The 15,541-nt window shown below is 32.2% G+C and carries 12 protein-coding genes; all 12 read right to left on the bottom strand.

The features are described from left to right. Positions 1–175: 175 nt before the first annotated feature. Positions 176–706, bottom strand: coding sequence for a CIA30 family protein (locus B2741_RS06705; RefSeq protein WP_291136652.1), 531 nt, complete (start codon positions 704–706; stop codon positions 176–178). 149 nt (positions 707–855) lie between these two features. Further along, positions 856–2,376, bottom strand: coding sequence for a flotillin family protein (locus B2741_RS06700; RefSeq protein WP_291136649.1), 1,521 nt, complete (start codon positions 2,374–2,376; stop codon positions 856–858). A gap of 12 nt (positions 2,377–2,388) precedes the next feature. Then, positions 2,389–2,940 (bottom strand): NfeD family protein, encoded by a 552-nt coding sequence (locus B2741_RS06695; protein ID WP_291136646.1) that lies wholly within the window; start codon positions 2,938–2,940, stop codon positions 2,389–2,391. Between the two features lie 83 nt (positions 2,941–3,023). Continuing rightward, the gene (gene trpA / locus B2741_RS06690; protein WP_291136643.1) at positions 3,024–3,785 is read right to left on the bottom strand and encodes a tryptophan synthase subunit alpha; all 762 of its coding nucleotides are present in this window, start codon (positions 3,783–3,785) and stop codon (positions 3,024–3,026) included. 36 nt (positions 3,786–3,821) lie between these two features. After that, a complete protein-coding gene (gene trpB / locus B2741_RS06685; protein ID WP_291136640.1) occupies positions 3,822–5,009 on the bottom strand; it encodes a tryptophan synthase subunit beta in 1,188 nt (395 codons plus the stop codon). Beyond that, a complete protein-coding gene (locus tag B2741_RS06680; protein WP_291136637.1) occupies positions 4,999–5,634 on the bottom strand; it encodes a phosphoribosylanthranilate isomerase in 636 nt (211 codons plus the stop codon). The genes trpB and B2741_RS06680 overlap by 11 nt, the downstream gene beginning before the upstream one ends. A gap of 138 nt (positions 5,635–5,772) precedes the next feature. After that, on the bottom strand, positions 5,773–6,558 hold the full coding sequence (gene trpC / locus B2741_RS06675) for an indole-3-glycerol phosphate synthase TrpC (RefSeq protein WP_291136634.1): 786 nt from the start codon (positions 6,556–6,558) through the stop codon (positions 5,773–5,775). Between the two features lie 2 nt (positions 6,559–6,560). Next, complete coding sequence (trpD, locus tag B2741_RS06670; protein WP_291136631.1) at positions 6,561–7,553, bottom strand: anthranilate phosphoribosyltransferase; 993 nt, start codon at positions 7,551–7,553, stop codon at positions 6,561–6,563. Between the two features lie 93 nt (positions 7,554–7,646). Next, a complete protein-coding gene (locus tag B2741_RS06665) occupies positions 7,647–8,210 on the bottom strand; it encodes an anthranilate synthase component II (RefSeq protein WP_291136628.1) in 564 nt (187 codons plus the stop codon). A gap of 160 nt (positions 8,211–8,370) precedes the next feature. Next, the gene (locus tag B2741_RS06660; protein WP_291136625.1) at positions 8,371–9,771 is read right to left on the bottom strand and encodes an anthranilate synthase component I family protein; all 1,401 of its coding nucleotides are present in this window, start codon (positions 9,769–9,771) and stop codon (positions 8,371–8,373) included. Between the two features lie 208 nt (positions 9,772–9,979). Next, positions 9,980–12,382 carry an alpha-ketoacid dehydrogenase subunit alpha/beta gene (locus B2741_RS06655; RefSeq protein WP_291136622.1) on the bottom strand — a complete coding sequence of 801 codons (2,403 nt, stop codon included), beginning with the start codon at positions 12,380–12,382 and terminating at the stop codon, positions 9,980–9,982. Between the two features lie 183 nt (positions 12,383–12,565). Next, positions 12,566–15,316: an aminopeptidase gene (locus B2741_RS06650; RefSeq protein WP_291136620.1), complete on the bottom strand. Its 2,751-nt coding sequence runs from the start codon at positions 15,314–15,316 to the stop codon at positions 12,566–12,568. Between the last annotated feature and the right edge of the window lie 225 nt (positions 15,317–15,541).

The raw sequence follows: 15,541 nt of genomic DNA, 5'->3' as shown, positions 1-15,541 counted from the left end.
AACATGGATTTGGGATTTAAAATTTATTCATAATAAAATTATTTCACTTCTTCAGTTGGTGTAATTTCAGTTGAACTTGCAAAGTTTTACATTATTTTTCAAATCTCTTTAATTGGTGTCCCAAAAAAATGAATGATCAAAATAAAATAGAGATTCATTTCAAATTACAATGCACTTATTTCAATTCAATTTTATCTAAAATTAATTTGAATGATTTTTTCTCTGTGTTTGCAATAAAAAAGGCAATTTCTACAAAGGAATCTCTGTTGTAATTTTTCGAATTTTGTTGTCTTAGACCTCTATAGGAAGGATATAAATCACTTAGTTTAATTTCAATAGTTTCCCATTTTCCAGAAGTTTCAAAAGTTGTCATGTAGGAATATAAAACATCAGATTTATCTTTTATTTTAAATTGATATTCATTGCCATCACCTTTAAGTCTAATGAGAATTTTACTATTTTCATTTGTTTGAATTTTATCAAACTGGCGACGAACAGATGAATATACACCATTGTTATCCAATGAATTGGTTCCACTAAAAACACCATTTCCATCTTTATCAATTGAAAATTTCCCTAGAGGTATACCATCCATAGCACCATCATCCTCAATAATCCAATCTGTTTTTAAAGATTCTTTATTAAAATCGTAAATCATTGATGTGCTCATTATAGAAAGAGTCAATAATATAAATAGTGTTTTCATTTTATGATTTATTTTATGTAAATTTAATTAAAATAAATTCTGTTTTTATGGCATTTAACATTTATTCACAAATTGTTAGATTTTTAAAATAAAAAATCCCAAAAACCATTTTATCGGAAATTGGGATTTTACTATTAAAATTTAAAATATTACTTCACTTCTTCAATTGGTGTAATTTCAGTTGAACTTGAAGTGTCTTTTGGTATGTCTTCACCTTTTAAATAGGTTGGTAAATTTAACCCAGCCATATTAAATAAGTCATTTAATGGTGGAACAGTTTTCATCATTCCAGAAACGAAATTTGCAGTTGAGCCATTTCCATCTGTATTATTTCCAGAATCCCAAACAGTGATTTTGTCAATTTTAATGTTTTTAACTGCTTCAACCTGAGTTTTAACTAATTCAGGTAATTTCTCAATTAATAACAATTGGAATGCTTTTGTTGGATCACCACCTGCAGCGCTAACTACTTCTTTATAACCTTCAGCTTGTTTTGTTAAGATTTCATACAAACCCTTTGCTTCTGCTTCCATTTTAGCGAAGATTGCATCTGCTTCTCCTTTTGCTTGTTCACGAATTCTTTCTGCTTCTGCTTGCGCATCGATAATTGCCTTTTGTTTTGCAATTTCTGCTGGAATTACAATATTCGCATTTTGAGTAGCACGTTCTCTATCAGCACGAGCCGATTCTGCTTTTTGTTCTGCCAAATACGATTCTTCTAAAGCTTTTGCACTTTGAACTTTTTCAGATGCTAATGCAATACGTAAAGCTTCTGCTTCTTTTTCACGTCTTGCAGCTTCTGATTGTGCAATAGCAATTTTAGCCTCATTTTCTCCTTGAACCGCAATCGCATTAGCTTCAGATGTAGCAACACGAGTATCTCTTTGTGCTTCCGCTTTTCCAATACTTTCATCTTTAAAAGCAGCTGCAATACTTACTTCTCTATCTTTATTAGTAATCGCAATTTTAACGTCACGATCTCTGTGTGTTTCCGCAATTTGAACGTCTTTTTCACGATCGGCCATTGCTTTTCCAGTTTCTCCAATTTTTTCTTGTTCCGCTACTGAAATTTTAGCTTCGTTAATTGCTTTTGCAGCAGCTTCTTTTCCTAAAGCTTCGATGTAGCCTGATTCGTCCTTGATATCGGTAACGTTAACGTTGATTAATTTTAAACCAATTTTCTTTAATTCAGAATCTACGTTTTTAGAAATATTATCTAAGAATTTATCTCTATCTGAGTTGATTTCTTCAATCGTCATCGTTGCAATAACCAAACGCAATTGCCCAAATAAAATATCTTTTGCCAATTCCTGAATTTGTTCCGGAGCCAAACCTAATAAACGTTCAGCAGCCGTGTTCATACTATCCGTTTCAGTAGAAATCGCTATAGTAAATCGACATGGAACATCAACACGAATATTTTGACGAGAAAGCGCATTAGTTAAATTCGCTTCAATAGAAATTGGTTTTAAATCTAAAAATGAATAATCCTGAATTACTGGCCAAATAAAGGCTCCACCACCGTGAACACACTTTGCGGATGTGCCACCAGTTTTTCCATAAATAACTAAAATTTTGTCAGAAGGACATCTTTTGTAACGCGAAATTAAGGTCACAAAAGTAACAAATAGCACAAAAGCGGCTACTACAATAATAATGATTTGTGTCATATAAATAAAGGATTAGATTTTTTCTACGATAACTAAATTGTGCTCCACAGCTACTACTTTTACAGCACTTCCAGAAGCTAATTTTTCTTGTGAATTTGTAATGGCATCTAGTTCATGAAACGAACCATTCACACTGATTTGAATTTTTCCTTTTCCTGATTTTGCTTCAGGAATTGTCAAATATACTTCGGCAGTTTTGTTGATGGTATTTTCAATTTTAAAGCTATTGTCTTCCGAAAGTTTTAAAATTTGTTTGATTAAGAAGAAGAAAACACCCACAAAAAGCAATCCTACTAAAACTGAAATTCCAATCAAAATCGTTTTGTTTTCAACAGATTGATAAAACGAAATTCCGGTCCAACTAAATCCTAACAAAAAGTTGATTAAGTTGCGCAATGTAAATAATTCAAAAGGCATATCACCATCATGTGTATCGGCATCGGTTTCCGAACCACTTAATCCAATGAAAGTGGAAATGGTTTGCAATAAAAAAAAGATACTCACAGGTAACGCAATGTACCAAAAAGCCTTGAGTAGCGGCTCATAGTGTTCAAGAAAGTTCATAGTTGTCAGTTAGTTTTGTAATTATACGATTACTTTTACAAAAAGTTACAATTTACAAAAAAATACTATGAACTTTCCTAAAGTTATTTGATTTTATTGACAAATTTAAAAATTTCAGAAATTGAATTTTCTTTTAAAAAGTTTATAAGAGCACTTCCAATAATCGCTCCTTTTTGATATTGTGTAGCTTGTTGAAATGTTTCTTCATCTTTAATCCCAAAACCAACAATTTGAGGATTTTTCAAGTTTAAATCGGTAATTCGCTTAAAATAATTCATTTGTTCCGAACCGAAACCTGATTGACTTCCCGTAACGGCAGCCGAACTCACCATATAAATAAAACTATCAGAAATAGCATCAATTTGTTGGATACGTTCAACTGAAGTTTGTGGCGAAATCAAAAAGATATTTTTCAAGTTGTATTTTTCGAAAATAGCTTTGTACTCGGTTTCGTAAACGAATAAAGGTAAATCGGGTATTATTAATCCATCAATTCCAACTTCAGCACATTTTTGACAGAATTTTTCCATTCCAAATTGCATCATCGGATTGAAGTATCCCATTATGATTAAAGGAATTTGAACGGTTTTTCGAATATCCTTCAATTGTTCAAATAGGAGCGAAGTCGTCATTCCGTTCTCAATAGCAATAGTAGAACTTTCTTGAATGGTAGGTCCATCGGCTAACGGATCTGAAAAAGGTAATCCAATTTCAATCATATCCACACCGTTTTTTTCCAATTCTTGAATAATGGAAACAGTGTCATTTATTTTTGGAAATCCTGCAGTGAAATATATGGAAAGCAGTTTTTTATCTTCTTGTAATTTTTGGTTGATTCTGTTCATATTATTTGTTTTTGACTATTCACTTTTTACTAATTATTATTCACTAAATTTAAAATAATCAATATAAGTATTCAAATCTTTATCACCTCTTCCGGATAAGTTAATAACGACAATGTCATTGGGTTGGAATTGTTTTTTATCCAAAACTGAAAAAGCATGAGCGGTTTCAATTGCAGGAATAATGCCTTCCGTTTTTGATACTTCTAATCCAGATTGCATGGCTTCGGAATCAGTTATAGCGATAAATTCCGCTCTTTTGGTATCGTGTAAATGTGCATGAAGCGGCCCTACACCAGGGTAATCCAATCCTGCTGAAATAGAGTAGGGTTCTGTGATTTGTCCGTCTTCGGTTTGCATTAATAAGGTTTTACTTCCGTGAATAATTCCGATTTTACCCAAAACCGAAGTCGCAGCACTTTCTCCAGAATCAACGCCATATCCAGCCGCTTCAACAGCAATTAATTTTACTGATTCTTCATCTAAAAATTCGTAAAAAGCACCAGCAGCATTGCTTCCGCCACCTACACAAGCAATTACGTAATTTGGGTTTTCTTTGCCTTCTTGAGCTAAAAGTTGGGATTTAATTTCTTTAGAAATCACACTTTGAAAACGTGCCACCATATCGGGATAAGGATGAGGTCCAACCACAGAACCAATAATGTAAAACGTATCAATCGGATTGTTAATCCAATCGCGAATGGCTTCATTAGTTGCATCTTTTAAGGTTTTTGAACCTGAAGTTGCTGGACGAACTTCTGCTCCTAACATTTTCATACGAGCTACGTTTGGTGCTTGTCTTTTGATATCGACTTCACCCATATATACGATACAGTCTAATCCCATTAAAGCACAAACCGTTGCTGTTGCTACACCGTGTTGACCTGCGCCAGTTTCAGCAATGATTCGGTTTTTCCCTAAGCGCTTGGCGACTAAAATTTGTCCGATTGTGTTGTTGATTTTGTGCGCGCCTGTATGACACAAATCTTCTCTTTTTAAGTAGATTTTGGTATTGTATTTTTCGGATAACCGTTTAGCAAAATACAAAGGTGTTGGGCGACCTACAAATTGTTGTAATAAGTCGTTAAACTCTTCTTGAAAAGAAGGTTCAGCCATTATTTTTAAGTAGTTTTCTTTTAATTCATCCACATTTGGGTATAACATTTCAGGAATAAAAGCGCCGCCAAATTGGCCGTAAAATCCGTTTTCGTCTACACTATATTTCATAAAGCATTTTTTTAAATTTTTCTAATTTGAATTTATTCTTTTTACCTGGTCTTTTTTCGAAACGACTGTTTACGTCGATTCCGTAACATTTTTTTGCAGCTGTCGATTTTAGGAATGATCTTAACCCATCAATTTCTGTATTACCTATTCCTCCACTCAAAAAATAAGGAATGTTATAGTGATAGTTCTCTAAAATATTCCAATCGAAGGTAATGCCGTTTCCGCCAGGTAATTTCCCTCTGGTATCAAAAAGAAAATAATCAACAAAAAGAACATATTCTTTAATGGTTAAAAAATCGAATGTGTCAGAAATAGAAAAAACTTTGATGACTTCAACTCCTAACTTTTTCACATTTTTGCAAAAAATAACAGATTCATTTCCATGTAATTGAACTATATCCAATTGATATTGGTTTACTTTTGAGGCAATCTCCTGAATTGTGGCATTAACAAAAACACCAACTTTTTTTATTGTTTCTGGGATTTCAGGAATCGTATTTAATTCTAAATTTCGTTTTGAATTTCCCCAAAAAATAAAACCCAAATAATCAGGATGCAAAGCCGAAATTTCTTTAATATTTTCAGGATATTTCATACCACATATTTTTAGTTTTACGTTTTTCATATTCTTTTATTTTTACCACATAGAAAATAGTTTTTAATTGAATTTAATGAGGTGTTTCACTTTTTTTAAGTTTTCATAGTTCTTTGTTTACTAAGAATTCCTCTTACATTTTTAATCTATGTTTCTATGTGGTTCATTTTAATAAATTAAGTTGGTTATGAATCTTTGAGCTTCCAAACCAGGATTTTCGGTTTTCATGAAATGTTCACCCATTAAAAAGCCTTGATAACCATATTTTTGTAATTCTTTGACTGCTTCAACCGAACTAATGCCGCTTTCTGAAACTTTTACAAATTCGTCTGGAATTTTAGAAGCTAATTCTTTACTATAATCTAAACTCACTTCAAAGGATTTTAAATTACGATTGTTAACACCAATCATATCTAAACTTGACATTATCGCTGTTTCTAATTCTTCTAAATTGTGAACTTCTAACAATACTTCTAAACCCAAACTTTGTGCAAATTCTGAAAGTTGTTTGATTTCTTTTCGAGTTAAAACAGCTGCAATTAATAAGATTACATCGGCTCCGTGGGCTTTGGCTTCTAAAATTTGGTATTCATCTACAATGAATTCTTTTCGTAATAATGGAATATTTACGGAAGCTTTTGCTAATAACAAATCATCCAAACTTCCTCCGAAATATTTGGCATCTGTCAAAATCGAAATTCCACAAACACCTGCATTTTGGTATCCTAAAACTACATCTTCAACGGAATGATTATTATTAATTATCGCTTTTGAAGGTGAACGACGTTTGTGTTCCGCAATGATTCCTGAAACGCTGTTCTTTAATAATTTACTCATTGAATACGTTCGAGAATTGAATAAAACAGAAGCTTCTAGTTGCGAAACGGGAATGATGCTTTTCTTTAGTTCGACTTCACGTTTTTTATCGATGATTATTTTATCTAAAATGTTCATGATTAGTTACTTATTTCGATTAATTTTTTCAATTTTTCTAATGCTTTTCCGCTTGCTAAACTTTCTTGCGCTTTAGCTAAAGCTTCCTTATAACTCGACTTTTCAACGGTTTGAATGGCGATGGCAGCATTAGCACAAACCACATTATTTTGAGCTGCAGTTCCTTTTCCAGAAATGACATCGTAGAAAATTTTTGCTGATTCATCAACCGTTGTTCCTCCTTTAATGGCTGCTAATTGGCATTCTGGTAATTTGAAATCAGATGGTTTTAAAATTTGTTCGGATGTGTTGGAAATGATTTTTACTTCATCGGTTAAGGAAACTTCGTCAAAACCACTTAAACCATGTAAAATGGAGTAATTGGTAGATGTGTTTTGATATAAATAAGCATACATTCGAGCCAATTCCAAACTAAAAACACCAACCATTTGATTTTTTGGAAACGATGGATTTACCATAGGCCCCAACATATTAAAAAACGTTTTCACACCTAATTCTTTTCGAATCGGACCTACATTTTTCATAGCAGGGTGGAAGAGTGGTGCATGTAAAATGGCAATATTGGTTTCTTCGATGGATTTGGTCAAAAAATCCGAATCATTCGTAAATTTCACCCCCATTTTTTCCATTACATTACTTGAACCCGAAATAGAGGAAACACCATAATTCCCATGTTTTGCTACTTTAATTCCTGCTCCAGCTACGATGAAAGAAGCTAAAGTGGAAATGTTGAAGGTGTCTTTTCCATCACCTCCAGTTCCACACAAATCAATCGTATTGTAAGCAGAAAAATCAACTGGAATGCATAATTCTAACAAAGCTTCACGGAAACCTGCTAATTCTTCAATGGTAATGCTTCGCATCATGTAAACGGTCATAAAAGCCGTGATTTGACTTGAATTGTAACTTCCAGAAGAAATATTGACCAAAACATCTTTAGCTTCTTCTTTGGTTAAGATTTCATGTTGAATTAATCGATTTAATATATTTTTCATTTCATTTATTTTAAAATTGGACGTAAGTTGGGCTGTACTTCACTGATTTTGTGTTAGTAAAGCAAGAAATTTAAGCGTGTATGTAATTGTTAATTAATGGCTAAGCCAATTTTCTAGAATTTTTTTTCCATAAGGTGTTAAAACACTTTCAGGATGGTATTGCACACCTCGAATATTAAAATGAGCATGTTTCATTGACATAATTTGACCGTTTTCATCTTTTGAAGTTACGATTAAATCGTCTGGAAGGTTTTCGTTGGAAACGACCCAAGAATGGTAGCGCCCAACTTCAAATTCGTTTGGTAAATCATTGAAAATGAAGTCATCTTCGATTTTTGTGACTTTGGTTGCCACACCGTGATAGACTTTTTCTAAGTTGGTTAAAGTTCCTCCAAAAACTTCTCCAATAGCTTGTAAGCCTAGGCAAACTCCAAAAATGCTCTTTGTTGATGCGTATTTTTTGATAACTTCTTTTAATAAACCCGCTTCATTTGGAATTCCTGGTCCTGGCGAAAGTAGAATTTTATCGAATTTTTCTAATTCATTCAATTCAAATTCATCGTTTCTAAAAACGGTTACATTCGCATTCAAATCCTCTAAATAGTGGACTAAATTGTATGTAAAACTATCGTAATTATCTATAACTGCTATTTTCATTTCTTTAATTTTTTTTAATTTCAAGGGCAATTTCAATTTCAAATTTCAAGCTCATTTTTTGGAACACAGATTTAAGAAATTAAATAAATTTAAAAAGTCTCGACTACGCTCGACTTGACAATTTGCTCTTGATTTTTGCTTTTGTTCTTGTTCTTGAATTTCATATGTTTTCTGCTATATCTAAGGCTTTTTGCAAAGCGCCTAACTTGTTGTACACTTCATGCATTTCGTTTTCTTCGGAGGAACTTTCTACAATTCCAGCTCCTGCTTGAAAATGTAAAGTGTGATTTTTACTTAAAAAGGAACGAATCATAATGGCGTGATTAAAATTGCCTTCAAAATCTAATACTCCGATGGCGCCGCCATAGAAACTTCGATTTGTTTTTTCGATGTTTTCAATCAATTGCATGGCTTTTACTTTTGGTGCTCCGGTTAATGTTCCTGCTGGAAATGTCTTCGCAACTAATTCCATAAAAGTATGATTTTCTTTTAATTTTCCAGATACTTTTGACACCAAATGAATCACGTGAGAGAAAAATTGGACTTCCTTGTATTTATCTACTTTTACTTCGTGGCAACTTCTACTTAAATCATTTCTTGCTAAATCGACTAACATTACATGTTCGCTGTTTTCTTTAGAATCTTCGCCTAATTTTTTGGCTAATTCCGCATCTTGTTCGTCATTTCCTGTGCGTTTGAAAGTGCCTGCTATCGGATGAATTTCAGCTAAATTATTTTTGATTACTAATTGCGCTTCTGGCGATGAACCGAATATTTTGAAATTTCCATAGTCGAAATAAAACAAATAAGGAGAAGGATTGATACTTCGTAAAGCGCGATACACATTGAATTCATCGCCTTTGAAATCTTGAGAAAATCTTCTGGATAAAACCAATTGAAAAACGTCACCACGTAAACAATGTTTTTTTGCTAACGAAACGTAGTTTTTGAATTCATCATCAGTTAAGTTTGAAGTTCCGTTTCCTGATTTTTGAAACGAAAAGGAAGCAAAGTTTTTCGATTGTAATAATTGTTCAATTTCAGCGATATTATTGCTTCCATCAAAACTATGACAAAATAAATACGCTTCGTTTTTAAAATGATTAATAGCAATAATGTTTTGATAAACAGCGTAAAAGATTTCGGGAATTTCGTTTTCTATTGATTTTTTTGCAATCGAAACTTTCTCAAAATATTGAATCGCATCATAAGCTAAATAGCCAAATAGTCCTTGCGTAATGAATTTAAAATCTGACTTTTCCGTTTGAAATTGATTTGAAAAGTTTTCGATTTCTTTAGCCACGTTTACATCAGTATCAATTGGGATAATTTCTGAAAATCCATCTGGAAAATTCGTTTCAATTTTTTGATTTTCAACTTTGATTGAAGCAATCGGATTGAAACAGATGTACGAAAAACTGTTGTCATTCGCATGATAATCAGAACTTTCTAACAAAATGCTATTCGGGAATTTATCTCGAATTTTTAAGTAAACACTCACTGGCGTGATGGTGTCGGCAAGAATTTGTTTGTAATTAGTATGTAATTTATATTTTTTCATTTGATTTTGAATTTTTTGGCAATAAAAAAAGGCTTGTCGTGATTGACAAGCCTTTTCTATGTATTTGGTTTTAAATGATACTATAGCAGGTTTCGCTCACGAAGTTCGACGTAAGTTAGACCACCACCAAGTATTGTTTAAAATTGAAATCATTTTCTTAATTGTATGTTGCAAATATTTCTAATTAATTTTCGAATAAACAAATTATTTAATACAAATTTGGATATTTTGTTGGATTTGCCTCATTCATAATCGAATATACTTTCTCAAAAATATCTTCTGCAGAAGGTTTTGAAAAGTAATCACCATCGGTTCCATAAGCAGGTCTGTGCGCTTTTGAAGCCAATGTTTGCGGTGCGCTATCTAAATGTTGGTAGGCTTTTTGGTTTTCTACAACTTCTTGTAAAATATAAGCACTTGCTCCACCAGGAACGTCTTCGTCAATTACTAATAAACGATTTGTTTTTGCTACCGATTTCACAATATCATGATTAATATCAAAAGGTAATAACGATTGAATATCAATAATTTCAGCGCTAATTCCAACTGATTCTAATTCGTTTGCTGCTTGTTCTACCAAACGTAAAGTAGAACCGTAAGAAACTAATGTGATATCCGTTCCTTGTTTAATAGTTTCAACTACTCCAATCGGTGTTTTGAATTCACCTAAGTTCGTTGGCATTTTTTCTTTCAAACGGTAACCGTTCAAACATTCTACAACTAATGCAGGTTCGTCTGTTTCCAATAAAGTGTTATAAAAACCAGCTGCTTTAGTCATGTTTCTTGGAACCAAAACGTGAATTCCTCTGATTGCATTGATAATCATTCCCATTGGAGAACCTGAATGCCAAACGCCTTCTAAACGGTGACCACGAGTTCTGATAATTAACGGTGCTTTTTGGCGACCCGCTGTTCTGTATTGTAATGTAGCTAAATCATCACTCATGATTTGAATAGCGTACAATAAATAATCTAAATATTGAATTTCAGCAATTGGTCGTAATCCACGCATTGCCATTCCGATTCCTTGACCTAAAATCGTAGCTTCGCGAATTCCCACATCGGCAACGCGTAATTCTCCGTATTTTTCTTGCATGCCTTCCAAACCTTGGTTAACATCTCCAATGTTTCCTGAATCTTCACCAAAAATTAAGGTTTCAGGATATTTTGAAAAGATAGCATCAAAGTTGTCTCTTAATACTAAACGCGCATCTACGTCTTCAGCAGTTGCGTCATATGTTGGAGCTATTTCTTTTGATTTTAAAACGGTTTTATCCGATTGCGAGAATAAGTGTGAACTGAATTTTGGTTGAATTTTCTCCGTATAATTTTTAATCCAAGTAGCTAAAGTTGCACGAGAATTTTCTTTGATAATCATGCGCAACACTTTACGTGCAGCAACTAAAAGATCTTTACGAATTGGTTCTTTTATTGATGCAACATCATTCGCTATTTTTTCAATAAATACTTTGTTTTCACTTTGTGAAGCGATGGTATTTAATAAACCAACTAATTCTTGTTGTTCCGCTTTTGTTGGTGCTGTAAAGTTAGTCCAAGCAGTTTTTTTGCCTTCTACAACATCTTTTTTAGCTTGGTTATCAATTTCTTCTAATTCTTCTGAAGTAGCGATATTGTTATCGATTAACCAAGTTTTCATTTTAGCTAAACAGTCAAATTCTGTTTCCCAAGCTAAACGTTCTGCATTTTTGTAACGTTCGTGACTTCCAGAAGTCGAGTGACCTTGCGGTTGTGTTAATTCTTGAACGTGTACCAAAACTGGAACGTGTTCTTCTCGTGCAATTTGCGATGCTTTTTGATACGTTTCTACTAGAGCAGGGTAATCCCAACCTTTAACACGTAAGATTTCGTAACCGTTATTTTCTTCATCACGTTGAAAACCTTTTAAGATTTCTGAGATGTTTTCTTTTGTTGTTTGATGACGTGCGTGAACTGAAATTCCGTACTCGTCGTCCCAAACGCTCATTACCATTGGAACTTGTAAAACACCAGCAGCATTGATAGTTTCGAAGAATAAACCTTCAGAAGTAGAAGCATTTCCGATAGTTCCCCAAGCTACTTCGTTTCCGTTATCGGAGAAGTTGGTTTGGTTGATACCTGAAACATTTCTATATATTTTTGAAGCTTGAGCTAATCCTAATAAACGAGGCATTTGCCCAGCAGTAGGAGAGATGTCAGAACTCGAATTTTTTTGTTGGGTTAAGTTTTTCCAATTTCCATTTTCGTCTAATGAATGGGTTGCGAAGTGACCGCCCATTTGACGACCAGCACTCATTGGATCAAAATTAATATCTGTATGACCGTATAATCCAGCGAAGAATTGCTCGATATTCATAGCACCAATTGCCATCATAAACGTTTGGTCACGGTAATATCCTGAACGGAAATCTCCGTTTTGAAATGCTTTCGCTAATGCCAGTTGTGGTACTTCTTTACCATCACCAAAAATTCCAAATTTCGCTTTCCCTGTAAGTACTTCTTTTCTTCCAAGAAGACTACATTCTCTACTGATTCGGGCGATTTTATAATCGTTAATGACTTCTTTTTTGAAATCTTCAAAAGAAACTACTTCCGATGTTGTTGCTGTTTTCATAAGCCGTTTGTACGAAATTGATAATTCAACAAATTTAATTAAAACGACTTATAAAACAATACAGAGGGTAATATTTTTTTAATTATTATTAAATTATCAATAGTTTTGATTTGAAAAACGCAATGAATTCATTAAAAAATGATTTTTAATTATTGAATTATCAAATAAATAGATAAAAAGCTATTAAAACCATTTTCGGGTAAATAGAGAAATTAATGTTTTTGGACTTAAAGTAACTACAAAACGAATTTGTTGTCCATAATTAACATCGTCCAAAGCAAATCCGTTTGAAGAATAAACGGGTAAGAAAAGTTCAAAATAATCTGGAACTAAGTTTAAGTGCAAGCCTGAATCATATACAAATTTTGCGCTTGAATATTGATTTTTAAACATTCCGGCATCTCCATAAACTTGAATCCAATTCCAAATATTGAACGTTCCGTTTATTGTGGTCATCCATTGGTTTGCAAATCTTGTATCTAATTTAGATTTGAATCCACCTTCTGCATAAACATATTGTTGACTGTAAATTCCAGTAGTTTCACTTCTGCCTAACAAATTATAATCGAACATATAATCGTTTGGTCTGTCTAATCCAAAACTAAAAAATTCGGAATTTGTACTTCTGTACATGAATGCTCCAGCGAAAAATCTAAAACTGATTTGACGGTTGTTTTCAAACAATTTTCGGTAATGAATTTCGGTTGAAACTTTTCCAAATGAATTTGAAATTTGTAAATCGTTTAGTAATGAGAAATGTTTGGTTCCTTCGGATTGATAATTGCCATATTTTGCATTAAAAATATTATAATTCTCTGTATTTGTATCTGTAACAAATTCTGATTTGTCTCTATTTACATAAACTTGTCTTAACTGAATGAATTCATTTTTGTTAGTTCTTAAATTTTGATCTCTAAATCTGAATTGAATTACAGGAATAAAGTTAGTGTAAAAAGCATCTTTTGTGTAATGAAAACGACTTCCAGTTACTAAATATCGGATGTTATACAACTTGCCTTTTTCGCGAATGTTATCATCTACGAAAGCAGAAAATTTACCTACAAGTGTTCCTGTATTGCTCGAATACATTGGAGTGACACTAAAACTAAAAGGTTTATTTAGAATTGATTTATTATTGATTCGCATACCCAATGCAATACCATCGTAAATATTAAATTCTACTTCTGGAACAAAGAAAATTTGATTGTAATAGGGTTCTTCTAAATCTTTAAAAAAGACAAATTTAAACGGACGATTGTTGAAGAAAAAACCTTTTAAAGATTTCCAATTGTTTCTCAAATTGTATTCAGGAACTTCGTTATTGTAATTAAGGGTTAATTTATCGGCTCCCATTCTTGGAATTACGAAAGTGGAATCAGTTTTAATATTAGTCAACCAAATTTTGTTAACTACTTGGTCATCTTTTAATTGATATAATGAAATAGGAACATTAGTATTGGTTTTGTTAATAATATTTACAGATAGAGAATCTTCTGTTTTCGTAACTTTACCAAATTTATAATCAATTAAATCGCGGGTTTCTATTACGGTTCTGAAAAACCAATCTATGTCTTTTGGGCTGTTTTTGATTAAAACGGTTTCAAACTGACGTGAATTGGTTCCTAAAAATTGATTTTCTTGAATGTATTCTTTAATAGTGTTATGAACAATATCGTTTCCTAAATAGCTATCTAAATATTTTAAACTCAAACCAGCTCTGTATTTACTAGCAATTTGTTCGTTGAATTTTATTAAGCGATTTTTAGGTTCGTTTAAAGGTTGGTCTAAGTTTTTTCGAGCCATCAACATATACAAATAGTTGTATTGTTGGTTAAAATCGAGATTAATAAAATGGTACGATTTTAATATTTTTAAATTAGCTACATTACCAGTCATTTTCAGTTCAGGAAAATATTCATCGGCATATTGCATCATGATGAACATTTGAATTCCGTCATAAATCCAATAATCGCGTCTTTGATTTAGATTTAAATTTTCTTTTAAATAATTGTTTAAATAGGTTTTTAGAAACTTTAATTCAAACATTAATTCATTTGAAAACGGGCTCAAAAAACTAGGTAACTGATTTAATCCATAAAACGGCTGACGCGCATAATCTTCCTGAGAAATTATGATTTTAGAAGTAAGTGGTAAACCTAATTTTGATGCTGTAAAACGACTTACTCTATCAAAAATAATAGCTTTATCAATATCTTTTACTCTCGAATCTTCAATACCACAACTTACTTCAATGATTTCGTTTTTATAAGTTTGATATGTATTAGTTGGTTGAACTGTGATTATAACTTCGCTTTTATTCTTTGCGTTTAATAGTAATTTTTTAGTGTTTACAAGTTCAAAAGAATTGGTTTCTATTAAATTACTCGATAAATTGTATTTAATTGGAATTTCAAATTCGATTTCAAAATCAGAAAAGGCATTTGGGATATCATCTAGATTTTCATTACTCTGTTGTACAAACTGTTTGTGTTCGTATCGAGAAGGATTCAAATACCAATTTTTTAAGGTAATTCTATTATTGTTATCATAACCATATCGTGTAAACTTAGCATCTGGAATTTTTACTTCGTAAACCAAGGTGAAAGTTTGCTTTGAACAAGGTAAAATGGGTTGGTTTAGATCTAGTTTAACCAAATCTACTTTTTCATTTGGTCTTTTCCAGTTTACAGATTGATAATTTCCATCCACAACTGTTTTAATTGAAGTGAAACCTCTTTCTTTTTCACTAGCCAAATGAAAAGCTCTCACAAATTCATCGGAATATTTTTTGGCTAATGCAGATGATTTTGATGAAAAGGCATTATTCCAATCATTTAAAATAATATGTTTTAGTGTATCGTTACTTGTATTATTAAACCTTAAAACCTGATGAACCAATAGCGTTTTTTCTTCTGTATTAATTCTAACAGTCATTTTTGAGGAATGCTGAGAAAAAATAAGAAGTGGAAATACTAAAAGCGCTATTTTAATTAAAAATTTCAAATTGAATGAATTGGTTTTCTGTTAGATGACAAATAAAGTAAAAAGTTGCTTTAAATAAATGCAAAATATAAAAATACTCGTACAATAGCCTTAAAAAAGTCTTAAAATTAGTAAGTATTGATATAAAATGAAGTTACTTTCAATTATATATTCGTA

The organism is Flavobacterium sp. UBA7663, assembly GCF_002483315.1.
In the GTDB taxonomy this organism is placed as follows: Bacteria; Bacteroidota; Bacteroidia; order Flavobacteriales; family Flavobacteriaceae; genus Flavobacterium.
This window is presented reverse-complemented; position numbering and strand designations above follow the sequence as displayed.

Bases quoted from the DNA above. Each gene is read 5' to 3' on its own strand.
- B2741_RS06660 (WP_291136625.1), bottom strand. From the start codon at position 9,771: ATGAAAAAATATAAATTACATACTAATTACAAACAAATTCTTGCCGAC.
- trpB (WP_291136640.1), bottom strand. From the start codon at position 5,009: ATGAAATATAGTGTAGACGAAAACGGATTTTACGGCCAATTTGGCGGC.
- B2741_RS06695 (WP_291136646.1), bottom strand. From the start codon at position 2,940: ATGAACTTTCTTGAACACTATGAGCCGCTACTCAAGGCTTTTTGGTAC.
- B2741_RS06665 (WP_291136628.1), bottom strand. From the start codon at position 8,210: ATGAAAATAGCAGTTATAGATAATTACGATAGTTTTACATACAATTTA.
- B2741_RS06705 (WP_291136652.1), bottom strand. From the start codon at position 706: ATGAAAACACTATTTATATTATTGACTCTTTCTATAATGAGCACATCA.
- B2741_RS06700 (WP_291136649.1), bottom strand. From the start codon at position 2,376: ATGACACAAATCATTATTATTGTAGTAGCCGCTTTTGTGCTATTTGTT.
- trpC (WP_291136634.1), bottom strand. From the start codon at position 6,558: ATGAACATTTTAGATAAAATAATCATCGATAAAAAACGTGAAGTCGAA.
- B2741_RS06680 (WP_291136637.1), bottom strand. From the start codon at position 5,634: ATGAAAAACGTAAAACTAAAAATATGTGGTATGAAATATCCTGAAAAT.
- B2741_RS06655 (WP_291136622.1), bottom strand. From the start codon at position 12,382: ATGAAAACAGCAACAACATCGGAAGTAGTTTCTTTTGAAGATTTCAAA.
- trpD (WP_291136631.1), bottom strand. From the start codon at position 7,553: ATGAAAAATATATTAAATCGATTAATTCAACATGAAATCTTAACCAAA.
- trpA (WP_291136643.1), bottom strand. From the start codon at position 3,785: ATGAACAGAATCAACCAAAAATTACAAGAAGATAAAAAACTGCTTTCC.
- B2741_RS06650 (WP_291136620.1), bottom strand. From the start codon at position 15,316: ATGACTGTTAGAATTAATACAGAAGAAAAAACGCTATTGGTTCATCAG.